Genomic DNA, 26403 nt, shown 5'->3' with positions numbered 1-26403 from the left:
ATGAATAACGAAGTGCTCACCCCTGTCGCGATCAAGGATGCCCAGGCCGTGCCCGAAGAGATGGTGCAGACCCCGCCGGACCTGCCGCCGGCCGCCGAGCCTGCGCCGGAGCCTGTGGTCGAGGCCCCGGCACCGGCCCCAGCGCCGGTGCCGGCAATCGCCGTGCCGGGCCTGGACGACAGCAGCCTGTACATTCATCGCGAGCTCTCGCAGTTGCAGTTCAACATCCGCGTGCTGGAACAGGCGCTGGATGAGTCGTACCCGCTGCTCGAGCGCCTGAAGTTCCTGCTGATCTTCTCCAGCAACCTGGACGAGTTTTTCGAAATCCGCGTGGCGGGCCTGAAGAAACAGATCAACTTTGCCCGTGAACAGGCCGGCGCCGACGGCCTGCAGCCGCACCAGGCGCTGGCGCGCATCAGCGAACTGGTGCACTTCGAGGTGGAGCGCCAGTACGCGATCCTCAACGACGTGCTGCTGCCTGAGCTTGAAAAGCACCAGATCCGCTTCATCCGCCGCCGCTACTGGACGACCAAGCTCAAGACCTGGGTACGCCGTTACTTTCGCGACGAGATCGCGCCGATCATCACCCCGATCGGCCTCGACCCGACCCACCCGTTCCCGCTGCTGGTGAACAAGAGCCTGAACTTCATCGTCGAGCTCGAGGGTGTCGATGCCTTCGGCCGCGACTCGGGCCTGGCGATCATCCCGGCACCGCGCCTGCTGCCGCGGGTGATCCGCGTGCCGGAAGAAGTCGGCGGCCCCGGCGACAACTATGTGTTCCTGTCGTCGATGATCCACGCCCACGCCGATGACCTGTTCCAGGGCATGAAGGTCAAGGGCTGCTACCAGTTCCGTCTGACCCGCAACGCCGACCTGGCACTGGACTCCGAAGAGGTCGACGACCTTGCCCGCGCCCTGCGTGGCGAGCTGTTCTCGCGTCGCTACGGCGACGCGGTGCGCCTGGAAGTGGCCGACACCTGCCCGAAACACCTGTCGGACTACCTGCTCAAGCAGTTCAGCCTGAGCGAGAGCGAGCTGTATCAGGTCAACGGCCCGGTCAACCTGACCCGCCTGTTCAGCATCACCGGGCTGGACAGCCACCCGGAGCTGCAGTACACCCCGTTCACCCCGACCATTCCCAAGCTGCTGGTGAACGCCGACAACATCTTCAGCGTGATTGGCAAGCAGGACATCCTGCTGATGCACCCGTTCGAGTCGTTCACCCCGGTGATCGACCTGCTGCGCCAGGCCGCCAAGGACCCGCACGTGCTTGCCGTGCGCCAGACCCTGTACCGCTCGGGGGCCAACTCCGAGATCGTCGACGCCCTGGTGGATGCGGCGCGCAACGGCAAGGAGGTCACTGCGGTGATCGAGCTGCGTGCACGCTTTGACGAAGAGTCCAACCTGCAGATGGCCAGCCGCCTGCAGGCGGCCGGTGCGGTAGTGATCTACGGCGTGGTGGGCTTCAAGACCCACGCCAAGATGATGCTGATCCTGCGCCGCGAGCAGGGCGAGATCGTGCGTTATGCGCACCTGGGTACCGGCAACTACCACGCCGGCAATGCCCGCCTGTACACCGACTACAGCCTGCTGACCAGCGACGATGCCCTCACCGAGGACGTCGGCAAGCTGTTCAGCCAGCTGATCGGCATGGGCAAGACCCTGCGCATGAAAAAGCTGCTGCACGCGCCGTTCACCCTGAAGAAGGGCATGCTCGACATGATCGCCCGGGAGACCCAGTTCGCCCTGGACGGCAAGCCGGCGCACATCATCGCCAAGTTCAACTCGCTGACCGACGCCAAGGTGATCAAGGCCTTGTACAAGGCCAGCCAGTCGGGCGTGCGCATCGATCTGGTGGTGCGTGGCATGTGCTGCCTGCGCCCGGGCATCCCGGGGGTGTCGCACAACATCAACGTGCGCTCGATCATCGGCCGCTTCCTCGAGCACACCCGGGTGTTCTACTTCCTCAACGGCGGCGACGAGCAGATCTACCTGTCCAGTGCCGACTGGATGGAGCGTAACCTCGACAAGCGCGTCGAGACCTGCTTCCCGGTAGAAGGCAAGAAGTTGCTTCTGCGGGTGAAGAAGGAGCTGGAGGGTTACCTCACCGACAACACCCAGGCCTGGACGCTGCAGCCGGACGGGCGTTATGTGCGCAGCACGCCGACCGGCAACCAGAACGCCCGCAGCGCCCAAGCGACGCTGCTGGAGCGGCTGAGCAACCCGGTTTTGAACGTACGCTAAGGCTGATGGCGAGCCGCGGACCCAGTGGGAGCGGGCTTGCCCGCGAAGCAGGCGCTGCGGTGGATGGCACCGGCTTTGCCGGTGATCGCGGGCAAGCCCGCTCCTACAGGTACAGCGTTGAGCTTGGGTTGTGCGCAACCCTGTGGGAGCGGGTTCACCCGCGAAGCAGACGACGCGGTGGATGGCACCGGCTTGGCCGGTGTTCGCGGCTGAAGCCGCTCCCACAGGACCGCGCAGAGCTTAGGCCCGGCGCGGTAACTGTGAGGCCTAAGCCTTAACGCACGCTCAAAACAAACCCAACCCGCGCCAGCCATTCCGCCTCGTTGGCGAAGTCGGCCTGGGTCAGCTGGTTCTGCTCCAGCCAGCCCTCGGGGAACACCACTTCCAGGCTGTCCTTACCGGCCTGCAGCACCACCTTGGGCATCTGCTGGGTGCCACGGATGTGGTGGAACAGGATGGCAAAGCGCAGCAGCACGCACAGGCGAATCAGCTGCACGCTCTCGTCGCCTAATTCGGCGAACTTGTCCTTGGGGATGTTGCGGCGGTGGCCGCGCACCAGCAGGGCCATCATCTGCTGCTCTTCGCGGGAGAAGCCGGCCAGGTCGGAATGCTCGAGCAGGTAGGCGCCGTGCTTGTGGTAGTGATAGTGGGCGATATCCAGCCCGACTTCGTGCACTTTCGCCGCCCAGCCCAGAAGATCGCGCCAGTTTCCGTTTTCCAGCCCCCACGCCTCGGCCACTTGGTCGAAGGCATGCAACGCCTTGCGCTCCACGCGTGCGGCCTGGCCCTGGTCGACGTGGTAGCGCTCCATCAGCGAGTTGAGGGTGCGTTCGCGCACGTCTTCATGGTGGTGGCGGCCCAGCAGGTCGAACAGCACGCCTTCACGCAGCGCACCGTCGCAGTGGTCCATGCGCGCAAGCTCCAGGGCATCGAAGATGGCTTCGAGAATCGCCAGGCCCGCCGGGAAGATCGCCCGGCGGTCGGGCTTGACCCCTTCGAAGTCGATCTTGTCGGTCTCGCCCAGCTTGAACAGCTTGCGTTTGACCCAAGCCAGGCCCTCGGCGTTGACCTCGCCGTTGCCCAGGCCACCGGCCTTGATGGCCGCGCCGATGGCGCGGATGGTGCCCGAGGAGCCGATGGCTTCGTCCCAGGTCAGGCGGTGCAGGGCGTTCTCGATGCTCATCAGCTCCAGGCGCGCGGCGGTGTAGGCCTGGGCGTAGCGCGCCGGGGTGACCTTGCCGTCGCGGAAGTAGCGCTGGGTGAAGCTCACGCAGCCCATCTGCAGGCTTTCGCGCAGCAGCGGCTCGAAGCGCTGGCCGATGATGAACTCGGTGCTGCCGCCGCCGATGTCGGCCACCAGGCGCTTGCCGGCGGTGTCGGCCAGGGTGTGCGACACCCCCAGGTAGATCAGGCGGGCTTCTTCACGGCCGGAGATGACCTCGACCGGGTGGCCGAGAATGGCCTCGGCACGCTGGATGAATTCGTTGCGGTTGCGCGCTTCGCGCAGGGCGTTGGTGCCGACGATGCGCACCGCGCCTGCCGGCATGCCGTTGATCAGCTGGGCGAAACGCTTGAGGCACTCAAGGCCCCGCTGCATGGCTTCTTCGCTGAGCTGGCGGTCATCGTTGATGCCGGCGGCCAGCTGAACCTTCTCCCCCAGCCGCTCGAGAATCCGGATCTCGGTATGGTGGGCCTTGGCCACGACCATGTGGAAACTGTTGGAGCCTAGGTCGATGGCGGCGATCAGGGACAGGTTCTTCGCGGTGGTTTGCGGCATGGTCTGGAGATTCTCGGTCGTTAACCCGGCAATCGTGCCACGATCGTGGCCCTTAGCCAACGCGCGGCATCGCCGGGCTTGATGCATGGCAATGTCATAGCAATCCTATGACAGCGACATGACACTTTCGATTCGTGGCGTCTTGCACAACTATAGATACAGTCAATCGCCTGCGGCTTCCTGTAGCGACGGGGTGCAGCTATGATGGGCAACGTTTTTTTGCTTACGACCTGGAGATATCCATGAGCAGCGATCTGATCAAACACGTCACTGACGCCACCTTCGAGGCCGAAGTACTGCAGGCCCAAGGCCCGGTGCTGGTCGACTACTGGGCTGAGTGGTGCGGCCCATGCAAGATGATCGCTCCGGTACTGGACGACATCGCCTCCACCTACGAAGGCAAGCTGACCGTCGCCAAGCTGAACATCGACGAGAACCAGGAAACCCCTGCCAAGCACGGCGTGCGTGGCATCCCGACGCTGATGCTGTTCAAGAACGGCAACGTAGAGGCGACCAAGGTTGGCGCCCTGTCCAAATCGCAGCTGGCCGCGTTCCTCGACGCCCACCTGTGATGTGAAAAAGCCCCGCAAATGCGGGGCTTTTCTTTGGTTGCTGTAGGGTATTTCTTGCCTGGCTCAGGCTGCTCACTACCTTGTGCAAGCGGGTTCACCCGCGAACACCGGCAAAGCCGGTGCCCTGTCACGCTGTTGCCTGTTTCGCGGGTGAACCCGCTCCCACAATGTGGAGTGAGGCGCCAAATCGGTAGGTCAAAACCACTAGACGTCGAAAAAAGCAAGTGTTACATTCGGCCTCGCACTGCTTCTCCAGTGCCCTCTGCACGCCGTCGCCGAAGCATCCCTAATTCGAATCAGTACGCGATCTTGTCGCCATCTAGCGGCGCGGCCTCATTAAGCCACATGCTTAATTCCTCCCTTCTTACATGATTACGTCATTCCCCTTATGAACCTGACTGAACTCAAGCAAAAGCCGATTACCGATCTTTTGGAAATGGCCGAACAGATGGGCATCGAAAACATGGCCCGTTCGCGCAAACAGGACGTGATTTTCGCCCTGCTGAAAAAGCACGCGAAAAGCGGCGAAGAGATCTCGGGTGACGGCGTGCTGGAGATTCTCCAGGATGGTTTCGGTTTCCTGCGTTCGGCGGATGCCTCTTACCTGGCCGGCCCTGACGATATCTACGTCTCGCCCAGCCAGATCCGCCGTTTCAACCTGCGTACCGGTGACACCATCGTCGGCAAGATCCGCCCGCCGAAGGAAGGGGAGCGTTACTTCGCCCTGCTGAAAGTCGATACCATCAACTTCGACCGTCCGGAAAACGCGAAGAACAAGATCCTGTTCGAAAACCTGACGCCGCTGTTCCCCAACAAGCGCCTGAAGATGGAAGCCGGTAACGGCTCCACCGAAGACCTCACCGGCCGTGTCATCGACCTGTGCGCGCCAATCGGCAAGGGCCAACGTGGCCTGATCGTAGCCCCGCCAAAAGCCGGTAAGACGATCATGCTGCAGAACATCGCGGCCAACATCACCCGCAACAACCCCGAGTGCCACCTGATCGTCCTGCTGATCGACGAGCGCCCGGAAGAAGTGACCGAAATGCAGCGCACCGTGCGCGGCGAAGTGGTCGCCTCGACCTTCGACGAGCCACCGACCCGCCACGTGCAGGTTGCCGAGATGGTCATCGAAAAGGCCAAGCGCCTGGTCGAGCACAAAAAAGACGTGGTCATCCTGCTGGACTCCATCACCCGTCTGGCCCGCGCCTATAACACCGTGATCCCGAGCTCCGGCAAGGTACTCACCGGTGGTGTCGACGCCCACGCCCTCGAGAAGCCCAAGCGCTTCTTCGGTGCTGCCCGTAACATCGAAGAAGGTGGCTCGCTGACCATCATCGCCACCGCGCTGGTCGAGACCGGCTCGAAGATGGACGAGGTCATCTACGAAGAGTTCAAGGGTACCGGCAACATGGAGCTGCCGCTGGACCGCCGCATCGCCGAGAAGCGTGTGTTCCCGGCCATCAACATCAACAAGTCCGGTACCCGTCGCGAAGAGCTGCTGACCGCCGACGACGAACTGCAGCGCATGTGGATCCTGCGCAAGCTGCTGCACCCGATGGACGAAATCGCCGCCATCGAGTTCCTGGTCGACAAGCTCAAGCAGACCAAGACCAACGACGAGTTCTTCCTGTCGATGAAGCGCAAGTAAGCGCAGGATTTCAGGAAGCAATTGGGGCCGCTTCGCGCCCCTTCGCGGGTAAACCCGCTTCCACAGGTTTCGCACGATCCCTGTGGGAGCGGGTTTACCCGCGAAGGGCTGCGAAGCGGCCCCAACGCATTTTTGCCCCCCAAAAAACGCCGAACGGCGCTACACTCTGCCCCCCGACCGACACGCCCCCACACGAGGCCCTTGCATGCAGTATCGCGACTTGCGCGACTTCATCCGTGGCCTGGAACAGCGCGGTGAACTCAAGCGCATCCAGGTTCCCATCTCCCCTGTACTGGAAATGACCGAAGTCTGCGACCGCACCCTGCGCGCCAAGGGCCCGGCGTTGCTGTTCGAGAACCCCACCGGTTTCGACATGCCGGTGCTCGGCAACCTGTTCGGCACCCCCGAGCGCGTGGCCATGGGCATGGGCGCCGAGTCGGTCGCCGAACTGCGTGAAATCGGCAAGCTGCTGGCCTTCCTCAAGGAGCCCGAGCCGCCGAAGGGGCTCAAAGACGCCTGGTCGAAACTGCCGATCTTCAAGAAGGTCGTGTCCATGGCGCCCAAAGTGGTCAAGGACGCGGTGTGCCAGGAAGTGGTGGTGGAGGGCGACGACGTCGACCTCGGTGCCTTGCCGATCCAGCACTGCTGGCCGGGCGATGTGGCGCCGCTGATTACCTGGGGCCTGACCGTCACCCGCGGGCCGAACAAGGAACGCCAGAACCTGGGCATTTACCGCCAGCAGGTGATCGGCCGCAACAAGGTGATCATGCGCTGGCTCAGCCACCGTGGCGGCGCTCTGGACTACCGCGAATGGTGCGAGAAGCACCCCGGCCAGCCATTCCCGGTGGCCGTGGCCCTGGGCGCGGACCCGGCGACCATCCTTGGCGCCGTCACCCCGGTGCCGGACACCCTCTCCGAGTACGCCTTCGCCGGCCTGCTGCGCGGCAACCGCACCGAGCTGGTCAAGTGCCGCGGCAGTGACCTGCAGGTGCCGGCCACCGCCGAGATCATCCTCGAAGGGGTGATCCACCCCGGCGAAATGGCCCCTGAAGGCCCGTATGGCGACCACACCGGCTATTACAACGAGGTGGACAGCTTCCCGGTGTTCACCGTCGAGCGCATCACCCACCGGCAAAAGCCCATCTACCACAGCACCTACACCGGCCGCCCGCCAGATGAGCCGGCGATTCTCGGCGTGGCGCTGAACGAAGTGTTCGTGCCGATTCTGCAAAAGCAGTTCCCCGAGATCGTCGACTTCTACCTGCCGCCCGAGGGCTGCTCGTACCGCATGGCCGTGGTTACCATGAAAAAACAGTACCCGGGCCACGCCAAGCGCGTGATGCTGGGTGTGTGGTCGTTCCTGCGACAGTTCATGTACACCAAATTCGTTATCGTCACCGACGACGATATCAATGCCCGTGACTGGAACGACGTGATCTGGGCCATCACCACGCGCATGGACCCCAAGCGTGATACGGTGATGATCGACAACACCCCCATCGACTACCTCGACTTCGCGTCGCCGGTGTCGGGCCTGGGGTCGAAGATGGGCCTGGACGCCACGCACAAATGGCCGGGCGAGACTACACGCGAATGGGGCCGGGTCATCGTCAAGGACGAGGCCGTCACCCGCCGTATCGATGAGCTGTGGGACCAGTTGGGAATAGATTGATGCAGGTAACGTTGCAGCCGTCCGGGGCGGTGCTGGCGGTCGAACCGGGCGAAAGAATTCTGGATGCGGCGCGGCGCCTGGGCTACGACTGCCCGAACAGCTGCCGCAATGGCAATTGCCATGTGTGTGCCGCGCTGCTGGTCGAAGGCAGCGTGCGCCAGGAAGGCCAGGTGCGTGACCACGGCGAGCTGTTCACCTGCATCGCCGAGCCCCTGGAAGACTGCGTATTGCTGTGGGATGGCGTGCTGGCCCTGGGCGAGCTGCCGGTGCGCACGCTGGCCTGCACCGTCAGCGAGTGCGTCGAGGTGGGCGGCGATGTCTGGCGCATCCGCCTGCGCGCACCTGCCGGCAAGCCGCCGCGCTACCACGCCGGGCAGTACCTGATGATCGAGCGCGCCGGCGCCGGCAAGGCGGCGTTTTCGCTGGCATCGGCTCCCCATGGCGGGCGCGACCTCGAGCTGCATGTGCTGGCCCGCGAGAGCAGCGCCGTGCAACTGGTCGAACAGTTGCAGCGCAATGGCCTGGCGCGCATCGAACTGCCGTTCGGTGACACCCACCTGGCCGAGCTGCCGGATGCCCCGCTGGTGCTGATTGCCGCCGGCACCGGCATGGGCCAGATGCACAGCCTGGTCGAGCACTGCCGCGCCCAGGGCTTCAAGCACCCGGTGCACCTGTACTGGGGCGTGCGCCGGCCCGAAGACTTCTACACCATCGAGCACTGGCACGAGTGGGAGCAACTGCCCAACCTGTTCCTGCACAAGGTGGTCAGCGACCAGTGCGTCTGGGAAGGGCGCTGCGGCCTGTTGCACGAGGCGGTCTGCGAAGACATCGGCGACCTCAACCAGGTGCATGTGTACGCCAGTGGTTCACCGAACATGGTGTACGCCACCCTCGACGCCCTGGTCGAGGCCGGCATGGATGCACACCGCATGCGCGCCGATGTGTTCGCCTACGCGCCGCGCGGCTGACCTGCAACCCCGGTGCGCTGCAAGGGCGGGCCGGGGTTTATATATCCTTCCCTTTTGCTCTGGATATATAGCCTTAACTTTTACCGGGTCGGTTAATAACTTTAGCGTTATTTGAAACAGTCGTTGCCGTTCGGCGCAAGCCTGGGTGAAATTTGCAACCCGGGGTTGAGTGTTGCGCGTGTTCTGTCTTAAGTTAGTGTCAAGGCCTTCGCGGGCAAGCCCGCTCCCACAAGGCCTGCGTGACCCTGTAGTGGCGGGCTTGCCCGCAGTGGCCTAACTGCAGGCGCTACAAAACTTGCACTTGGCAATACACAGGAATTAATGGCGGCAGCCCATGTCGACACTTGAAAGTTCATCCTGGCAAATCGCTTACCCGCCTTCGCTGGACTTCGGCCAGCAACTCACCCGCGAACAACTGCAGCGCTCGATGCAGCAAACCATGGCGCAACACAGTGGTGGCCCGGTGTGGCTGTTCGCCTATGGCTCGTTGATCTGGCGCCCGGAATGCAGCTCGGTGGAGCGCCAGCGGGCGCGGGTGCACGGTTACCACCGCGGCCTGTATTTGTGGTCCCACGAGCACCGCGGCACCCCGGAATGCCCAGGCCTGGTGTTCGGCCTGGACCGAGGCGGCTCCTGCAGCGGTTTTGCCTACCGCCTGGACGAAAGCAACCTGGACGATGCCCTGATGGCCCTGTGGCAGCGGGAGATGCCGTACCCGGCCTACCGCCCGCACTGGCTCAGTTGCCGGCTGAACGATGGCAGCAAGGTGCAGGCCCTGGGCTTCGTGCTGGAGCGGCACCTGCCGTGCTATGCCGGCAACCTGCCGGACGGCTTGCTCAGCCTGATCCTGGCCAGCGCCAAGGGGCGCTACGGCAGCACCCGTGATTATGTCGAGCAGACCCTCAACGCCCTGCGCAGCCACCAGATGCCCGACCGCAACCTGGAGGCGCGCTTCAGGCGCTGCCATAACCTGCGGGAGGTCTGAGCCGGCTCTCATAGAGCAAACTACAACTCATTGATTTAACACGGTCTTTGTGGGAAGCGGCCTCGTGTCGCGATGGGGCGCGAAGCGGCCCCCAGGCCTCATGCAAAATTGCCGGGGCTGCTGCGCAGCCCATCGCGGCACAAGGCCGCTTCCCACTAGGGCCGCGGTGCATCTGCGAGACTTGTTCCCTGCGCGGCAGCGCAGCCCGAAGGGCTGGGTGATCTCCTGCAGGGGCGTGCGCGATACCCTACCGCGCCACCACCACCAACTTGCCCACAGCCTTGCGCTGACCCAACTGCTCGATGGCCGCGCCGCCCTCGGCCAGTGGATAAGTCTGCGACACCAGCGGCTTGAGCTTGCCCTCGGCAAACCAGGCAAACAGCTGGCGGAAGTTGGCCGCGTTATCCTCGGGCTGGCGCTGGGCAAAGGCCCCCCAGAACACCCCGATCACCGCCGCGCCCTTGAGCAGCGCAAGGTTTACCGGCAACTGCGGGATCGTGCCGCTGGCAAAACCCACCACCAGCAGCCGGCCATTCCAGGCCAGCCCGCGCACCGCCTGGTCGAACAGCTCGCCGCCCACCGGATCGTAGATCACGTCCACACCCTGGCCGCCGGTGATTCGCTTGATCTCATCCTTCAGGCTGGCCTGGCTGTAGTCGATCAACTCGTCAGCCCCGGCGGCCTTGGCCACCGCCAGTTTTTCCGCGCTGCTGGCGGCGGCAATCACCTTGGCGCCCATGGCCTTGCCGATCTCCACTGCCGCCAGGCCCACGCCACCCGAGGCGCCCAGCACCAGCAGGGTTTCACCGGCCTTGAGCTGGCCGCGCTGGGCCAGCGCGTGCATCGAGGTGCCATAGGTCATGCCGAAGGCCGCTGCGGTGGTGAAGCCCATGCCGGCGGGTATCGGCAGCACGTTGTAGTGCGGTACCGCCACTTGTTCGGCAAAGGCGCCCCAGCCGGTCAGGGCCATGACCCGGTCGCCGGGCTTGAACGCGCCGGCCTTCTCGCCCACCGCCGCGACCACCCCTGCCGCCTCGCCACCGGGCGAGAATGGCAATGGCGGTTGGAACTGGTACTTGCCTTCGATGATCAGGGTGTCGGGGAAGTTGACCCCGGCAGCGTGTACCTCGAGCAGGATCTCGTTCTTCTTCGGTGTAGGGCTTTGGACCTCTTCCAGGACCAGGTCCTGCGCCGGGCCCAGGGCTTTGCACAACAAGGCTTTCATCAGGGCTATTCCTTTGCGGGTGATGGCCGATAAGTACAGCAGGGCCGGAACCTGGGTCAACGAGCATGGCCTGCCCTGATAGGCCTGCATAAACCCGGGCTTGGGTTTGGCCGGCGTGCTGGGTAAGCTGGCGCCAATTGTTTTGAGGAGCGAATTCGTGAAAGCGTGGATCTTGATGGTACTGGCCCTGATGCTGCCAGCAGCGGCAATGGCCGAAGAAGCCAGTGAAGGCGCGCCGAAGGTGGCGTACATCACCTTGAGCCCGCCCTTCGTCGGCAACTATGCCCTGGACGGCAGCCCGAAGCTGCGCGTGTACAAGGCCGACGTCGCCCTGCGGGTGACCGGCGATGCCGCCGCTGCCGCGGTAAAACACCAGGAGCCGCTGATCCGCAACCAGCTGGTGGCACTGTTCGCCCAGCAGGGCGTGGACGACATGAGCAATGTCGAGGCCAAGGAAAAACTGCGCCAGGAAGCCCTGAAGCAGGTACAGCAGGTGATGGAGTCCGAAGAGGGCAAGCCGATCGTCGAGGACCTGCTGTTCAACAACCTGATCGTGCAGTGATCAACGGGCCAGTGCGATAATCGCTGCCCACTGGGCTGCGGTCACTGGCATCACCGACAGGCGGCTGCCTTTTTGCACCAGTGGCAATTCCTCCAGCGCCGCCTGCTGCTTGAGCAGGCCCAGGCCAAGCACCTGGCCGAAGGTGCGCACATGCTCCACGTCCACCGCGCTCCAGGGGTTCTTGTCGCTGCTGGCCTTGGCGTCGAAGTAGTGGCTCTGCGGGTCCAGCGCGGTGGGGTCGGGGTAGGCTGCGGCGCTGATGCGGGCGATGCCGGCAATGCCCGGTTGCGGGCAGCTGGAATGGTAGAAGAAGAACTCGTCACCTACGCTCATGGCCCGCAGGAAGTTGCGCGCCTGGTAGTTGCGCACCCCGTCCCAGCGCGTGCTGCCCAGGCGTGCCAAGGCTTCGACAGAGAGCTCGTCGGGCTCGGATTTCATTAGCCAGTAGGCCATGGGTGCTGCTCCTGAAAGAGTTTGAAATAACTCGTTGCATGAAACCGACAGTCGGTTGGCGTCAACGTTTGCGTGTTGCGTCACGTTGTCGGAAAATGCGCCGATTTTAAAGCTAGACGCTCCGGCAGCCATCAAGAAAGCCGCCGAGCATGGACACGTTGCCTAGGGGGGCAATTCCATGAAACAACGCAAACCGGACCTGCTCTGGATCCTCGCTTTCATTTTCGGTCTGGGCGTGGTCACCACCGGTTATGCGCAAGGTTTCTGGGAACGCAAGGCCGACGCCGCCTACCAGCAGGCCCCGGTCGACCCGGCCCAACAGCAGCGCCGCTAACCTTAAGCCGCGCGCCCGTTCATTTCGGCGCCAGGTACCAGCCACGGTCCGAGACCGTCCCGCGCAGCGGTACATCCCAACTGGCCTGCGCCAACCGCTCCACCTTCTGGCATTCATGGGCCAGCCCCAGCAGCAGGGGTTTCTTCCAGGCCTTGCGCCGGCTTTGGTAAGCCAGGCTGCGGTCATAGAAGCCGCCGCCCATGCCCAGCCTTCCCCCCACTTCATCGAAACCGACCAACGGCAGCAGGATCAGGTCCAGCGCCCAGATGGGCCGTTGCCGCTTGCGCTCGATCAGCGGTTCGGGGATGCGAAAGCGGTTTGGCCGCAGCCGCTCACCCTGCTCGAAACGCTGGAACACCATGCGCGTGCGCGGCCAGGCATGCAGCACCGGCAGGTACACGCGCTTGCCGCGCTTGTGCGCCTCGCGCAGCAGCAGGCGCGGGTCGATTTCACCGTCGTTGGGCAGGTACAGCGCGATGTGCCGCGCGCGGCGGAACAGCGGGTCTTGCGCCAGCTGGCGATACAAACCAACGGCTGCGCGGTTTTGCTGGGCGGGGCTGAGGGCGCGGCGGGCGTTGCGCAACAGGCGGCGCAGTTGGGGGCGGGTGAGCGGCGCGGTGTCGGTCATGGCACGGGCGATCCCTGGGTTGGCAGCTGCCAGAAACGAAAAACCCGCCATGAAGGCGGGCAGTTCTGAAGAAGGCTCCCCGACAAGACCGCTATCGGTGTAGCCCTTGAACCCGAAAGTTCAAGGTGGAGATTGCAGGGGGCGTTAAGGCTTTCCGTCGGGCGGACATGCACACCGGCCCCAGCGTGCAACCCCCGTGGTTGTGCGTATCGGCTCAGGGACATAACCGACTGGCGCATCCCCCAGGGAGTGGCGCCAGTATACCAATCTCAATCGTTTTTGCTAACCGGGTCGTCGGACAATGCCTGGTCGACCCGCTCCAGCAGGTCGCGCACCTGCTCGCGGGTGGCGCCGGTGCCGGCGGCAGCTTCAGGGCGGTCCTGGCGGTGCAGCAGTTCGTGGGTGATGTTCAGCGCGGCCATGACGGCGATGCGGTCGGCGCCGATCACCTTGCCGCTGCTGCGGATCTCGCGCATCTTGCCGTCGAGGTAACGGGCGGCACCGACCAGGTTGTTGCGCTCCTCGGGCGGGCAGATGATGGAGTATTCCTTGTCGAGGATCTGGACGGTGACGCTATTGCTTGAACTCATGAGTCTTGCTCCAGGGCCTTGAGGCGCAAGATCATCGATTCGATCTTGCGTTTGGCGATCTCGTTCTTTTCGATGAGGTGTGCGCGCTCCTCGCGCCAGGATTTTTCCTGAGCAACTAAGAGTGCGTTTTGCCGTTTTAGTTGCTCGACGCGCTCGATCAGCAACTCGAACCGGCTCATCAGCGCTTGCAGGTCGTTCTCTTGCATGGGTTGCACTCGATTCGCTCCGTCGTCGACTCACCTGGCGATCATGCCTGCACAAGGGGCCAAGCGGCCAGTGCTGATGGTCTTGGCGCGCCTGCCGGTGCTAGGATACAAGGCCTTCATTCTAGTCATTGCGCCGTCTGGCGCCTAGCTGCCATGCCCAATACCCAATCGCCCTACGTTGCCTTCGCCATGCTGCTTTCCAGCAATGGCCACCCTGTCACCCCTGCCGAGCTGCACGGCCTGCTGATCGGCCGCAGTTGCGCCGGCGCAGGCTTCGACGCCGACGCCTGGCTGGCCGATGCCGCTCAACTGCTCGAGACCGAGCCTGGCGATAACGTGCGCAACGCCCTGGTTGGCCTGCAAGAGATGGTCAAGGCCGAGCTCACCGGCGAAGACGTTGCCATCGTCCTTCTGCTGCCCAGCGATGACGCCGCGCTGGCTGACCGCGCCGCGGCGCTGGGCCAGTGGTGCCAGGGCTTCATCGCAGGCTTTGGCCTGAACGCCGGCGGCAAGGACCTGTCCACCGATGCCAAAGAAGTGCTCCAGGACCTGGTAGCCATCTCGCAAGTCCAGGAAGCGCTGGAAGAGTCCGAGGACGGCGAAAGCGACTACATGGAAGTCATGGAGTACCTGCGCGTCGCCCCGCTGCTGCTGTACACCGAGCTCGCCGCGCCCGCCGCACCTGCGCCCAAGCCATCGCTGCACTGATCGATACGGGGTCGTTTGCCCATGAGCCACATACCCAAGGCCGAATACGCCCGCAGGCGCAAGGCGCTGATGGCGCAGATGGTCCCCAACAGCATTGCCATCCTGCCCGCTGCCGCGGTTGCCATCCGTAACCGTGACGTCGAGCACGTGTACCGCCAGGACAGCGATTTCCAGTACCTCAGCGGCTTCCCCGAGCCCGAGGCGGTGATTGCCCTGATTCCCGGGCGCGAGCACGGCGAGTACGTGCTGTTCTGCCGTGAACGCAACCCCGAGCGCGAGCAGTGGGACGGCCTGCGGGCCGGCCAGGAAGGTGCGATTCGCGACTTCGGCGCCGATGATGCGTTCCCCATCAGCGACATCGACGAGATCCTCCCCGGGCTGATCGAGGGCCGTGAGCGGGTCTACAGCGCCATGGGCAGCAACCCCGAGTTCGACCGCCGGCTGATGGACTGGATCAACGTGATCCGCTCCAAGGCGCGCCTGGGCGCGCAACCGCCGAACGAGTTCGTTGCCCTGGATCATCTGCTGCACGACATGCGCCTGTATAAATCGGCGGCAGAAGTGAAAGTGATGCGCGAGGCTGCAGTAATTTCCGCACGCGCCCACGTGCGGGCCATGCAGGCCTGCCGCGCCGGGCTGCACGAATACAGCCTGGAAGCCGAGCTGGACTACGAATTCCGCAAGGGCGGGGCGAAGATGCCGGCCTACGGCTCGATCGTCGCCGCCGGGCGCAATGGCTGCATCCTGCACTACCAGCAGAACGACGCGCCGCTCAAGGACGGAGACCTGGTGCTGATCGACGCCGGTTGCGAAATCGACTGCTACGCCAGCGACATCACCCGCACCTTCCCGGTCAGCGGGCGTTTTTCGCCCGAGCAAAAGGCCATCTACGAGCTGGTGCTTGCGGCCCAGGAAGCGGCGTTCGCCGAAATCGCCCCGGGCAAGCACTGGAACCACGCCCACGAGGCCACCGTGCGGGTGATCACCGCGGGCCTGGTGGAACTGGGGCTGCTCAAGGGCGAGGTGCAGGCGCTGATCGACAGCGAAGCCTACCGCGCCTTCTACATGCACCGCGCCGGGCACTGGCTGGGCATGGACGTGCACGACGTGGGCGAATACAAGGTCGGCGGCCAGTGGCGGGTGCTCGAGCCCGGCATGGCACTGACCGTGGAACCCGGCATCTACATTGCCGCCGACAACCCGAACGTCGCGAAAAAATGGCGCGGCATCGGTATCCGCATCGAGGACGACGTGGTGGTGACCAGGCAAGGCTGTGAAATCCTGACGACGGGCGTACCCAAGACCGTCGCCGAAATCGAGGCGCTGATGCTCGCCGCGCGCAAGGACGTGGCATGAGCCGGGTCAACCTGGCGATCATCGGCGGCGGCCTGGTCGGCGCCAGCCTGGCCCTGACCCTGCAGGCCGGGGCCAAGGCGCGCGGCTGGAAGATCATGCTGATCGAGCCGTTCGCCCCGGGCGACAGCTTCCAGCCCAGCTACGATGCGCGTTCTTCGGCGCTGTCCTACGGCACCCGGCAAATTTACGACCAGCTCGGTCTGTGGCAGGCCATCAGCCGCCGCGCCGAGCCGATCAGCCAGATCCAGGTATCCGACCGTGGCCGCTTCGGCGCCACCCGCCTGGATGCCCGCGACGAAGGCGTGCCGGCGCTTGGCTACGTGGTCGAGAACGCCTGGCTCGGCCAGTGCCTGTGGCAGGCTCTGGACAGCGAGGTGGTGACCTGGCGCTGCCCGGCCGAAGTGAAAGCCCTGCAGCCGATCGCCGGCGGCTACCGCCTGCAACTGGACGACGACACCACGCTGGAATGCGACCTGGCGGTGCTGGCCGACGGCGGCCGCTCCGGCCTGCGCGAGCAACTGGGCATCCATGTGCGCAGCACGCCCTACGACCAGAGCGCGCTGATCGCCAACATCACCCCGGGCGAGGCCCACCGCGGCCAGGCCTTCGAGCGCTTCACCGAGCAAGGCCCGATGGCCCTGCTGCCCCTGCCGGAAAACCGCTGTGCGCTGGTCTGGACCCGCCAGGGGATGGACGCCCGGCGCCTGGCCGAGCTCGACGAGCGCAGCTTCCTGCGCGAGCTGCAGGACGCCTTCGGCTACCGCCTTGGCGCCCTGCGCCAGGTCGGCGCGCGGCATCTGTACCCGCTGGCGCTGGTCGAGGCTCAGGAGCAGGTACGCCCGCATCTGGTGGTGCTGGGTAACGCCGCCCACAGCCTGCACCCGATTGCCGGCCAAGGCTTCAACCTGTCGCTGCGCGACGTGCAGTCGCTGGCCGAAGCGCTGCTGGCCGGCCCGCAGCACGCGGGCGACCTGGCTACCCTGCAGGGCTACCAGCAGCGCCAGCGCCTCGACCAGGCCATGACCATCGGCTTCTCCGACCAGGTCACCCGCCTGTTCGGCAGCAACCAGCCGTTGATGGTGGCCGGGCGCAACATCGGCCTGCTCGGCCTCGACTTGCTGCCGCCGGCAAAAAGCTGGTTCGCCCGCCAGGCCATGGGCCTGGGTACCCGCCCCGACCCGCGGGGCCTTTCATGAGCGACACGCGCAAGCTGGCGCGTCGGGCGCGCATGCTGCGCTGGCTGCTGAACCTTTACCCGCCGTACCTGGGCGCCGGTATCCGCATCCAGTCGATCAGCCCGGACATGCGCAGCGCCAAGGTGCGCATGAAGCTCACCCGCTGGAACCGCAACTACGTCGGCACCCAGTTTGGCGGCAGCCTGTATTCGATGGTCGACCCGTTCTACATGCTGTTGCTGATCGAGCAGCTGGGGCGCGAATACATCGTCTGGGACAAGGCCGCCAGCATCGATTTCGTCTCGCCGGGCAAAGGCCCGGTGTACGCCGAATTCCACGTCGACGACGCGCTGCTGGACGAAATTCGCCAGCAGACCGCCAGCGGCAAGAAGTACCTGCCCCGGTTGCAGGTGGATATTCGCGACGGCGCCGGCGAGCTGGTGGCGCGGGTCGACAAAACCCTATACGTGCGGCTCAAGCCGCAAGCGAGGCAGGCGTAAGGCATGGAAATGCGCGCAGATGTACTGATCGTCGGTGCCGGTATGGTCGGCAGCACCCTGGCCCTGGCGCTGCGCCACAGTGGCCTGGAAATCCTCCTGCTCGATGGCGGCCCGCTGTCGGTCAAGCCGTTCGACGCCCAGGCGCCGTTCGAGCCGCGGGTCAGCGCCCTGTCGGCGGCCAGCCAGCGCATCCTCGAACGCCTGGGGGCCTGGGACGGCATTGCTGCCCGCCGCGTGTCGCCGTATTCGGACATGCACGTGTGGGACGGCACCGGCACCGGTGAAATCCATTTCTCGGCAGCCAGCGTGCACGCCCAGGTGCTCGGCCATATCGTCGAAAACCGCGTGGTGCAGGACGGTTTGCTGGAGCGCCTGCACGACAGCGACCTGGGCCTGTTGCCCAACGCGCGGCTGGAACAACTGCGCCGCTCTGGTGATGAGTGGCTGCTGACCCTGGCCGACGGCCGCCAGCTGCGTGCGCCGTTGGTGATTGCCGCCGACGGCGCCAACTCCGCCGTGCGCCGCCTGGCCGGCTGCGAGACCCGCGAGTGGGACTACCTGCACCACGCCATCGTTACCAGCGTGCGCTGCAGCGAGGTGCACCGCAGCACCGCCTGGCAGCGTTTTACCGACGAAGGCCCGCTGGCGTTCCTTCCGCTTGAGCGGGGCGGCGAGCAGGGCTGGTGCTCGATCGTCTGGTCGACCACCCCGGAGCAGGCCGAGCAGGCCATGGCAATGGATGACGCGGCGTTCTGCCAGGCCTTGGAGCGCGCCTTCGAAGGCCGCCTGGGGCAGGTGCTCGAGGCCGACCCGCGGGTTTGTGTACCGCTGCGCCAGCGCCACGCCAAACGCTATGTGCAGGAAGGGCTGGCGCTGATCGGCGATGCGGCGCACACCATCCACCCGCTGGCCGGGCAGGGGGTCAACCTGGGCTTTCTCGATGCTGCGGTGCTGGCCGAGGAGCTGGTGCGCGCCTGCGAGCGCGGCGAGCGTCTGGCGGATGTGAAGGTACTGAGCCGCTTCGAGCGCCGGCGCATGCCGCACAACCTGGCGCTGATGGCGGCCATGGAAGGCTTCGAGCGCCTGTTCCAGGCCGACCCGCTGCCGCTGCGCTGGCTGCGTAACAGCGGCTTGAAGCTGGTGCAGCAGATGCCCGAGGCCAAGGCACTGTTCGTGCGCCAGGCGCTGGGGCTTAGCGGAGACCTGCCGGAACTGGCTCGGGCTTGAGATGGCCGGGGCTGCTTTGCAGCCCTTTCGCAGCACAAGGGCCGCAACGCGGCGCCCGCTTGCAACATCCAGTAACTGCTGGGTGGATGAGCCACAAAATGGGATTCACTACCATTCGCACCTCTCATATCAGCGAGGAGTGCCCCCATGTTGCCCCGCAAGCCCCTACTGGCCGCCCTGGCCCTCACCCTGTTCGGTGGCACCGCCCAGGCGGCGGACGAAGTGGTGGTCTACTCCTCGCGCATCGACGAACTGATCAAGCCGGTGTTCGACGCCTACACCGCCAAGACCGGGGTGAAGATCAAGTTCATCACCGACAAGGAAGCGCCGCTGATGCAGCGCATCAAGGCCGAGGGCCAGAACGGCGTGGCCGACCTGCTGCTAACCGTCGATGCCGGCAACCTCTGGCAGGCCGAGCAGATGGGCATCCTGCAGCCGATCAAGTCGAGCATCATCGACCAGAACATCCCGCCACAGTACCGCGCCTCGTCCCATGACTGGACCGGCCTGAGCCTGCGCGCGCGGACCATCATCTACTCGACCGACAGGGTCAAGCCGGCAGAGCTCAGCACCTACGAAGCCCTGGCCGACAAGCAGTGGGAAGGCCGCCTGTGCCTGCGTACGGCGAAGAAGGTGTACAACCAGTCGCTGACCGCCACCATGATCGAAAACCACGGCGAGGCCGAAACCGAGAAACTGGTCAAAGGCTGGGTCAACAACCTGTCCACCGACGTGTTCTCCGACGACAACGCGGTGATCCAGGCCATCGAGGCCGGCCAGTGTGATGTGGGTATCGTCAACACCTACTACTACGGCCGCCTGCACCAGCAAAACCCCAAGCTGCCGGTGAAGATTTTCTGGCCCAACCAGGCTGACCGCGGCGTGCACGTCAACCTGTCGGGCATCGGCCTGACCAAGCATGCCCCGCACCCGGAAGCTGCGAAAAAACTGGTGGAATGGATGACCGGTGAAGAGGCGCAAAAGCTGTTCGCCGACATCAACCAGGAATTCCCGGCCAACCCGAAGGTCAAGCCGTCGGCAGAAGTGGCGGCCTGGGGCAGCTTCAAGGCTGACAGCATTCCGGTGGAAGTGGCCGGCAAACGCCAGGCCGAGGCCATCCGGCTGATGGATCGGGCTGGCTGGAACTAAGCACCAGGCTATATCCTTCCTGGGCCTTCAACGGCCCTATCGCGGGCAAGCCCGCTCCTACAGGCATGCGCAGGCCCCTGTAGGAGCGGGCTTGCCCGCGATGCGATTGCACAGCCACCGAGATCTCTGCCCTTGCCCCACACCCCCCAACGCCGCTGGTACCTCCCGGTCTTTCTCACCGCCGCCCTGGTGCTGCTGCCGCTGAGCGTGCTGCTGCTGTCCTGGCAGTCGGTCGATATGCAGATCTGGTCGCACCTGCTCGATATGCAGATGAGTCGGCTGCTGGGCAACACCCTGACCCTGGTGCTCGGCGTGGGGGTAGGCGTTACCGTGCTGGGCGTGAGCCTGGCCTGGCTCACCAGCCTCTGCGAATTCCCCGGCCGGCGCTGGCTGGACTGGGCGCTGATGCTACCGTTCGCCATCCCCGCCTACGTGCTGGCGTTCGTCTTCGTCGGCTTGCTGGACTTCGCCGGCCCCGTGCAATCCGCCCTGCGCGAGGTGTTCGGGCCCATGCGCCTGCCCCGGGTGCGCTCCACTGGCGGGGTGATCACCGTGCTGGTGCTGGTGTTCTACCCCTACGTATACCTGCTGGCGCGCACCGCCTTCCTGGCCCAGGGCAAGGGCCTGATGGAGGCCGCGCGGGTGCTCGGGCTGTCGCCGTTGCAGGCGTTCTGGCGGGTGGCGCTGCCCATGGCGCGCCCGGCCATCGGCGCCGGCATCGCCCTGGCACTGATGGAAACCCTGGCCGATTTCGGCGCGGTGGCGGTGTTCAACTTCGACACCTTCACCACCGCCATCTACAAGACCTGGTACGGCTTCTTCAGCCTGTCCAGCGCTGCGCAACTGGCCAGCCTGCTGCTGCTGGCGGTAATGCTGGTGTTGTACGGCGAACGCCGCGCCCGTGGTGCCAGCCGCAGCGCCAACGAACGCCCGCGCGGGCAGGCGCTGTACCACCTGCGCGGGCTCAAGGCGTTCGCCGCCAGCGCCTGGTGCCTGCTGGTGTTCGCCTGCGCCTTCGTGATCCCGCTGTTGCAGCTGCTGGTGTGGTGCTGGCAGCGCGGCCGGCATGACCTGGACGAGCGTTATGTCGGGCTGGTGCTGCACACCCTCTACCTGGGGGCCATGGCGGCGTTGGTCACGGTGTGTGTGGCCCTGCTGCTGGCCTTCGCCCGGCGCCAGGCACCAACCACTGGTATTCGCGCCGGCGTCGGCCTGGCCAACCTGGGCTATGCGCTGCCGGGCTCGGTGCTGGCGGTGTCGATCATGCTGGCGTTCAGTTACCTCGACAACCAGCTGGTGATCCCGCTGTCGCAGTGGCTGGGTGGTGCTGGCAAGCCGCTGTTGCTGGGCAGCCTGTCGGCGTTGCTGCTGGCGTATCTGGTGCGTTTCATCGCCGTGGCCTACGGCCCGCTGGAAAGCAGCCTGGGGCGCATCCGCCCGTCGCTGCCAGAGGCATCGCGCAGCCTTGGGGTGGCTGGGCCGGGATTGTTTTTCAAGGTGTATCTGCCGCTGCTGGTGCCCGGCGCGTTGAGCGCCGCGCTGCTGGTGTTCGTCGACGTGCTCAAGGAAATGCCCGCCACCTTGCTGATGCGCCCGTTCGGCTGGGACACGCTGGCCGTGCGGGTGTTCGAGATGACCAGCGAAGGCGAGTGGGCACGGGCCTCGCTGCCGGCGTTGACCCTGGTGCTGGTGGGCCTGTTGCCGGTGATCGGCTTGATCCGCCGTTCGGCCCAGCGCCCCGGGCATCCGCGCTGAGGGTGCCACGTCGCGTCCTTGCGGCTACAATGCGCGGCATTCGCGCGGCGGGTCCTACAAGAAGAGCTGACGATTAAACGTCATCGACCGCCGCCGCTTCGCCACGCCCGGAAGGAGAAACCCATGGGACAGCGCACGCTTTTGTTCGACTTGCACCTGGCGCTTGGCGCCAAGACGGTCGATTTCGGTGGCTGGGACATGCCGCTGCACTATGGCTCGCAGGTCGAGGAGCACCACCAGGTGCGCAGTGACTGCGGCGTCTTCGATGTTTCCCACATGACGGTGATCGACGTCACCGGCAGCCAGGCCACGCCCTGGCTGCAACGCCTGCTGGCCAACGACGTGGCCCGCCTCGACGGCATCGGCAAGGCCCTCTACAGCCCGCTGCTCAGTGATGACGGCGGCGTGATCGACGATTTGATCGCCTACCGCACCGACTGGGGCTACCGCCTGGTCACCAACGCCGCTACCCGCGCCAAGGTGCTCGACTGGCTGCGCGTGCAGGGCGCAGGTTTCGAGGTAACTTTCGACGTACGCCCGGACTTGGCCATCCTCGCCATCCAGGGCCCGCGTGCCCGCGACAAGGTCGCGCCCTTGCTCAGCCCGGCGCGCGCTGCAGTCATCCGCGAACTGCGCCCCTTCGAAGGCGTGGCTGAAGGCGACTGGTTCATCGCCCGCACCGGCTACACCGGTGAAGACGGCCTGGAGATCATTCTGCCCGGCGATCAGGCCGTGGCCTTCTTCAACGACCTGGTCGGCGCCGGCATCGCCCCCAGCGGCCTGGGCGCCCGCGACACCCTGCGCCTTGAGGCCGGCATGAACCTGTACGGCCAGGACATCGACGAAAGCCACACTCCGCTGACCTCCAACCTGGGCTGGTGCATTGCCTGGGAACCGGCGGGCCGCGAGTTCATCGGGCGGGCGGGTCTGCTGGCAGAAATCGAACGCGGCGTGCAGGAGAAACTGGTCGGGCTGGTGCTCGAGGAGCGCGGTGTATTGCGTGCCCACCAGGTGGTCCGTGTATCCGGCATTGGCGAAGGGGAGATCACCAGTGGTAGTTTCTCGCCTACGCTGAGCAAGTCCATTGCCCTGGCCCGCGTACCCATGGCCACCGGCGACCGCGCCGAGGTCGAGATTCGCGGCAAGTGGTACCCGGTGCGGGTGGTCAAGCCGACCTTCGTGCGCCACGGCAAAGTCCTGATCTGAACATTCAACGGCGGGCCGACCGCTGACCCAAACGAGGAAGACAACACATGAGCAATATCCCCGCCGACCTGCGTTTCGCCGAGAGCCACGAGTGGGCCCGCCTGGAAGCCGACGGCAGCGTTACCGTAGGCATCAGCGACCACGCGCAGCAGGCGCTGGGTGACGTGGTGTTCGTCGAGCTGGCCGAAGTCGGCAAGGTGTTCGCCGCCGGCGACGCCGCTGGCGTGGTCGAGTCGGTCAAGGCCGCCTCCGACATCTACGCCCCGGTGGCCGGCGAAGTGATCGCGGTCAACGAAGAGCTGGCCGACAGCCCCGAGCTGCTCAACGAAGAGCCCTACGAATCGTGGATCTTCAAGCTCAAGCCAAGCGACAAGTCGCAACTGGACAAGCTGCTGGACGCCGCCGCCTACAAGGCCGCCATCGGCGAATAATCCTGTTGCCGGCCCGCCGCCTCCTGTAGGAGCCGGCTTGCCGGCCATAGGGCCAGCCCTGGCAACAACTTTCCCCCGCACATCCGGCAATCCTTCCTAGACTTGTAAGTCTCCAAGAGAACTGGTCCAGGAAGAGATCTCGCCATGTCCCAGTCGCCATCCCTGCGTCAACTGCACCTCCCCAACCCGTTCCTGCAGCGCCACCTGGGGCCCGATGCCCAGGAGCAGCAGGCCATGCTGGCCGCCCTCGGCGTCACCAGCCGCAGCGAGCTGATCGAGCAGACCGTGCCGCCGGACATCCGCTTCAACCGCCCGCTCGATCTGCCCCCGGCCCTGGACGAGCAGGCCGCCCTGGCCAAGCTGGCCGGTTACGCCACACAAAACCAGCTGTGGACCAGCCTGATCGGCATGGGCTACCACGCCACCGTCACCCCCACGGTGATTCTGCGCAACGTGCTGGAAAACCCCGGCTGGTACACCGCCTACACGCCCTATCAGCCGGAGATCGCCCAGGGCCGGCTGGAAGCGCTGCTGAACTATCAGCAGATGGTCATCGACCTCACCGGCCTGCCGCTGGCCAATGCCTCGCTGCTCGATGAAGCCACCGCCGCTGCCGAGGCCATGGCCCTGGCCAAGCGCGTGGCGCGCAGCAAAAGCAATGCGTTCTTCGCCGATGAGCACTGTCACCCGCAGACCTTGTCGGTGCTCAAGACCCGCGCCGAGGGCTTTGGCTTCGAATTGATCGTCGATGCTGTGGATAACCTCGGCAAGCACGCAGTGTTCGGCGCCTTGCTGCAGTACCCCGACACCCATGGCGAGGTGCGCGACCTGCGCCCGATGATCGACCAGTTGCATGGCCAGCAGGCCGTGGCCTGCGTGGCCGCCGACATTCTCAGCCTGGTGGTGCTGACCCCGCCGGGCGAGCTGGGCGCCGACGTGGTGCTCGGCTCAACCCAGCGCTTTGGCGTACCCATGGGCTACGGCGGGCCCCACGCGGCCTACTTCGCCTGCCGCGACGACTACAAGCGGGCCATGCCCGGGCGCATCATCGGCGTGTCCCGCGATGCCCGCGGCAACACCGCGCTGCGCATGGCCCTGCAAACCCGCGAGCAGCACATCCGCCGCGAGAAGGCCAATTCGAACATCTGCACGGCGCAGGTGCTGCTGGCCAATATCGCCGGCTTTTACGCCGTGTACCACGGCCCCGAGGGCCTGCGGCGCATCGCCCAGCGCGTGCACCGGCTGACCTTCATCCTGGCGGCGGGGCTCGAGAGCAAGGGCATCAAGCGCCTCAACCAGCACTTCTTCGACACCCTCACCCTCGACGTCGGCGGCACCCAGGCGGCGATCATCGAAAGCGCCGAAGACGCGCGCATCAACCTGCGCATTCTTGGCCGCGGGCACCTGGGGGTGAGCCTGGACGAAACCTGCGACGAAGCCACCGTGCTCAAGCTGCTGGATATCTTCCTCGGCGTAGACCACGGCCTGGACATCGCCACCCTCGACCAGCAGGCGCTGCCAGAGGGCATCCCTAGTGCGCTGGTGCGGCGCACGCCGATCCTCGAACACCCGGTGTTCAACCTGCACCACAGCGAAACCGAGATGCTGCGCTACCTCAAGCAGCTGGAAAACAAGGACCTGGCGCTGAACCAGTCGATGATCCCGCTGGGCTCCTGCACCATGAAGCTCAACGCCAGCAGCGAGATGATCCCGATCACCTGGCCCGAGTTCGCCCAGCCTCACCCCTTCGCCCCAGCGGCGCAGGTGCAGGGCTACAAGGCGATGATCGACGAGCTGGAAAGCTGGTTGTGCGCCATCACCGGCTTCGATGCCATCTGCATGCAGCCCAACTCCGGCGCCCAGGGCGAGTACGCAGGCCTGATGGCCATCACCCGCTACCACCAGAGCCGCCACCAGCCCGGGCGCACTCTGTGCCTGATCCCGTCATCGGCCCATGGCACCAACCCGGCCTCGGCGCAGATGGCCGGCATGCAGGTGGTGATCGTCGAGTGCGACGAGGACGGCAACGTCGACCTTGCCGACCTCAAGGCCAAGGCCCAGGCGGCGGGTGAGCGGCTGGCGTGCCTGATGGTCACCTACCCTTCGACCCACGGCGTGTACGAGGAGGGCATACGCGAAATCTGCGAGGTGGTGCACCAGCATGGCGGCCAGGTGTACATGGACGGCGCCAACCTCAACGCCCAGGTGGGCCTGGCGCGGCCGGCCGACATCGGCGCCGACGTGTCGCACATGAACCTGCACAAGACCTTCTGCATCCCCCATGGCGGTGGCGGCCCGGGCATGGGCCCGATCGGCATCCGCGCCCACCTCAAGCCGTTCGTCGCCAGCCACCCGGTGGTGCCGGTGCCCGGGCTGGACCCGAACAACAGCGCGGTCAGCGCCGCACCCTGGGGCAGCGCGAGCATCTTGCCGATCAGCTGGATGTACATCGCCATGATGGGGGCGCAATTGGCCGACGCCAGCGAAGTGGCGATCCTTTCGGCCAACTACCTGGCCAGCCAGCTACGTGATGCCTTCCCGGTGCTGTACCGCGGGCGCAACCAGCGCGTGGCCCACGAGTGCATCCTCGACCTGCGCCCGCTCAAGGCGCTGACCGGCATTACCGAGGAGGACGTGGCCAAACGCCTGATGGATTACGGCTTCCATGCCCCGACCATGTCGTTCCCGGTGCCGGGTACGCTGATGGTCGAGCCCACCGAGAGCGAATCCAAGGCTGAGCTGGACCGCTTCGTCGAGGCGATGCTGGCGATTCGCGCAGAAATCGACCTGGTGCAGCAGGGTAACTGGCCGCTGGAGGACAACCCGCTCAGGCATGCCCCGCACACCCTGGCCGATGTACTGGCGCCGTGGGCGCGGCCCTACAGCATCGAGCAGGGCATCGCCCCCAGCGCTCACGCACGCCAGCACAAGTACTGGCCGGCGGTGAACCGGGTAGATAACGTGTATGGGGACAGGAACCTGTTTTGTGCTTGTGTGCCGGTGGAGGCTTATCGCTGAGGGGCGGACGCATC

Annotated in this window: 24 protein-coding genes and 1 other RNA gene; 18 read left to right on the top strand and 7 right to left on the bottom strand. The window is 65.3% G+C overall.

Annotated features, from left to right (window positions below):
* Positions 1–2244: a polyphosphate kinase 1 gene (ppk1, locus tag KSS93_RS01100; RefSeq protein WP_217886808.1), complete on the top strand. Its 2244-nt coding sequence runs from the start codon at positions 1–3 to the stop codon at positions 2242–2244.
* 274 nt (positions 2245–2518) lie between these two features.
* On the opposite strand, the gene ppx is transcribed toward ppk1, so the two are convergent.
* The gene (ppx, locus tag KSS93_RS01095) at positions 2519–4021 is read right to left on the bottom strand and encodes an exopolyphosphatase (RefSeq protein WP_217886807.1); all 1503 of its coding nucleotides are present in this window, start codon (positions 4019–4021) and stop codon (positions 2519–2521) included.
* 242 nt (positions 4022–4263) lie between these two features.
* Between ppx and trxA the strand changes: the two genes are divergently transcribed.
* From trxA to KSS93_RS01070, 5 genes are all read left to right on the top strand, one after another.
* Positions 4264–4593, top strand: coding sequence for a thioredoxin TrxA (trxA, locus tag KSS93_RS01090; RefSeq protein WP_136917140.1), 330 nt, complete (start codon positions 4264–4266; stop codon positions 4591–4593).
* Between the two features lie 388 nt (positions 4594–4981).
* On the top strand, positions 4982–6241 hold the full coding sequence (gene rho / locus KSS93_RS01085; protein WP_011536308.1) for a transcription termination factor Rho: 1260 nt from the start codon (positions 4982–4984) through the stop codon (positions 6239–6241).
* A gap of 205 nt (positions 6242–6446) precedes the next feature.
* Positions 6447–7913: a 4-hydroxy-3-polyprenylbenzoate decarboxylase gene (ubiD, locus tag KSS93_RS01080; RefSeq protein WP_217886806.1), complete on the top strand. Its 1467-nt coding sequence runs from the start codon at positions 6447–6449 to the stop codon at positions 7911–7913.
* Positions 7913–8881, top strand: a complete 969-nt coding sequence (locus tag KSS93_RS01075; protein WP_217841234.1) for a CDP-6-deoxy-delta-3,4-glucoseen reductase — start codon at positions 7913–7915, stop codon at positions 8879–8881. The genes ubiD and KSS93_RS01075 overlap by 1 nt, the downstream gene beginning before the upstream one ends.
* A gap of 334 nt (positions 8882–9215) precedes the next feature.
* The gene (locus tag KSS93_RS01070) at positions 9216–9866 is read left to right on the top strand and encodes a gamma-glutamylcyclotransferase (RefSeq protein ID WP_217886805.1); all 651 of its coding nucleotides are present in this window, start codon (positions 9216–9218) and stop codon (positions 9864–9866) included.
* 247 nt (positions 9867–10113) lie between these two features.
* Here the strand turns inward: KSS93_RS01070 and KSS93_RS01065 are convergent, their stop codons facing one another.
* Positions 10114–11091 carry an NADPH:quinone oxidoreductase family protein gene (locus KSS93_RS01065; protein ID WP_217886804.1) on the bottom strand — a complete coding sequence of 326 codons (978 nt, stop codon included), beginning with the start codon at positions 11089–11091 and terminating at the stop codon, positions 10114–10116.
* A gap of 157 nt (positions 11092–11248) precedes the next feature.
* On the opposite strand from KSS93_RS01065, the gene KSS93_RS01060 reads away from it, so the two are divergent.
* Positions 11249–11653, top strand: coding sequence for a flagellar basal body-associated protein FliL (locus KSS93_RS01060; RefSeq protein WP_217841237.1), 405 nt, complete (start codon positions 11249–11251; stop codon positions 11651–11653).
* Here the strand turns inward: KSS93_RS01060 and KSS93_RS01055 are convergent, their stop codons facing one another.
* Positions 11654–12106 carry an EVE domain-containing protein gene (locus KSS93_RS01055; protein ID WP_217886803.1) on the bottom strand — a complete coding sequence of 151 codons (453 nt, stop codon included), beginning with the start codon at positions 12104–12106 and terminating at the stop codon, positions 11654–11656.
* Positions 12107–12284: 178 nt separating this feature from the next.
* On the opposite strand from KSS93_RS01055, the gene KSS93_RS01050 reads away from it, so the two are divergent.
* Positions 12285–12440 carry a hypothetical protein gene (locus KSS93_RS01050; protein WP_217841239.1) on the top strand — a complete coding sequence of 52 codons (156 nt, stop codon included), beginning with the start codon at positions 12285–12287 and terminating at the stop codon, positions 12438–12440.
* A 19-nt stretch (positions 12441–12459) separates the two neighbouring features.
* On the opposite strand, the gene KSS93_RS01045 is transcribed toward KSS93_RS01050, so the two are convergent.
* The 4 genes from KSS93_RS01045 to KSS93_RS01030 all read right to left on the bottom strand — a co-directional run bounded on the left by KSS93_RS01045 (position 12460) and on the right by KSS93_RS01030 (position 13864).
* Positions 12460–13068 carry a 5-formyltetrahydrofolate cyclo-ligase gene (locus KSS93_RS01045; protein ID WP_217886802.1) on the bottom strand — a complete coding sequence of 203 codons (609 nt, stop codon included), beginning with the start codon at positions 13066–13068 and terminating at the stop codon, positions 12460–12462.
* Between the two features lie 72 nt (positions 13069–13140).
* Positions 13141–13320: non-coding RNA, 6S RNA (ssrS, locus tag KSS93_RS01040), on the bottom strand.
* Positions 13321–13337: 17 nt separating this feature from the next.
* Positions 13338–13658, bottom strand: a complete 321-nt coding sequence (locus KSS93_RS01035) for a cell division protein ZapA (protein WP_217886801.1) — start codon at positions 13656–13658, stop codon at positions 13338–13340.
* Positions 13655–13864 carry a TIGR02449 family protein gene (locus KSS93_RS01030; protein WP_217841242.1) on the bottom strand — a complete coding sequence of 70 codons (210 nt, stop codon included), beginning with the start codon at positions 13862–13864 and terminating at the stop codon, positions 13655–13657. Before KSS93_RS01030 ends, KSS93_RS01035 begins: the two co-directional genes overlap by 4 nt.
* 153 nt (positions 13865–14017) lie before the next feature.
* Here KSS93_RS01030 and KSS93_RS01025 point away from each other — a divergent pair, with 153 nt between their 5' ends.
* From KSS93_RS01025 to gcvP, 10 genes are all read left to right on the top strand, one after another.
* Positions 14018–14572 (top strand): YecA/YgfB family protein, encoded by a 555-nt coding sequence (locus KSS93_RS01025; RefSeq protein ID WP_217886800.1) that lies wholly within the window; start codon positions 14018–14020, stop codon positions 14570–14572.
* Positions 14573–14593: 21 nt separating this feature from the next.
* Positions 14594–15928 carry a Xaa-Pro aminopeptidase gene (gene pepP / locus KSS93_RS01020; protein WP_217886799.1) on the top strand — a complete coding sequence of 445 codons (1335 nt, stop codon included), beginning with the start codon at positions 14594–14596 and terminating at the stop codon, positions 15926–15928.
* Positions 15925–17124, top strand: coding sequence for a 2-octaprenyl-6-methoxyphenyl hydroxylase (gene ubiH, locus KSS93_RS01015; protein ID WP_217886798.1), 1200 nt, complete (start codon positions 15925–15927; stop codon positions 17122–17124). The genes pepP and ubiH overlap by 4 nt, the downstream gene beginning before the upstream one ends.
* Positions 17121–17603: a DUF4442 domain-containing protein gene (locus tag KSS93_RS01010; protein WP_217886797.1), complete on the top strand. Its 483-nt coding sequence runs from the start codon at positions 17121–17123 to the stop codon at positions 17601–17603. Before ubiH ends, KSS93_RS01010 begins: the two co-directional genes overlap by 4 nt.
* A 9-nt stretch (positions 17604–17612) precedes the next feature.
* Positions 17613–18830, top strand: coding sequence for a 2-octaprenyl-3-methyl-6-methoxy-1,4-benzoquinol hydroxylase (locus tag KSS93_RS01005; RefSeq protein ID WP_217888660.1), 1218 nt, complete (start codon positions 17613–17615; stop codon positions 18828–18830).
* Positions 18831–18977: 147 nt separating this feature from the next.
* Entirely contained in the window at positions 18978–19979 is a 1002-nt protein-coding gene (locus tag KSS93_RS01000; RefSeq protein ID WP_217886796.1) for an extracellular solute-binding protein, read from the top strand.
* 132 nt (positions 19980–20111) lie between these two features.
* Positions 20112–21734, top strand: coding sequence for an ABC transporter permease (locus KSS93_RS00995; RefSeq protein WP_217886795.1), 1623 nt, complete (start codon positions 20112–20114; stop codon positions 21732–21734).
* Positions 21735–21857: 123 nt separating this feature from the next.
* Positions 21858–22940, top strand: a complete 1083-nt coding sequence (gene gcvT / locus KSS93_RS00990) for a glycine cleavage system aminomethyltransferase GcvT (protein ID WP_217886794.1) — start codon at positions 21858–21860, stop codon at positions 22938–22940.
* Positions 22941–22987: 47 nt separating this feature from the next.
* Entirely contained in the window at positions 22988–23371 is a 384-nt protein-coding gene (gene gcvH, locus KSS93_RS00985) for a glycine cleavage system protein GcvH (RefSeq protein WP_217886793.1), read from the top strand.
* 144 nt (positions 23372–23515) lie between these two features.
* Positions 23516–26389: an aminomethyl-transferring glycine dehydrogenase gene (gcvP, locus tag KSS93_RS00980; RefSeq protein WP_217886792.1), complete on the top strand. Its 2874-nt coding sequence runs from the start codon at positions 23516–23518 to the stop codon at positions 26387–26389.
* The last annotated feature ends 14 nt before the right edge of the window (positions 26390–26403 follow it).

Source organism: Pseudomonas xanthosomatis (assembly GCF_019139835.1).
GTDB classification, from domain to species: domain Bacteria; phylum Pseudomonadota; class Gammaproteobacteria; order Pseudomonadales; family Pseudomonadaceae; genus Aquipseudomonas; species Aquipseudomonas fakonensis.
The sequence above is the reverse complement of the archived record's forward strand: the minus strand, read 5'-3'. Positions and strand labels throughout refer to the sequence as shown.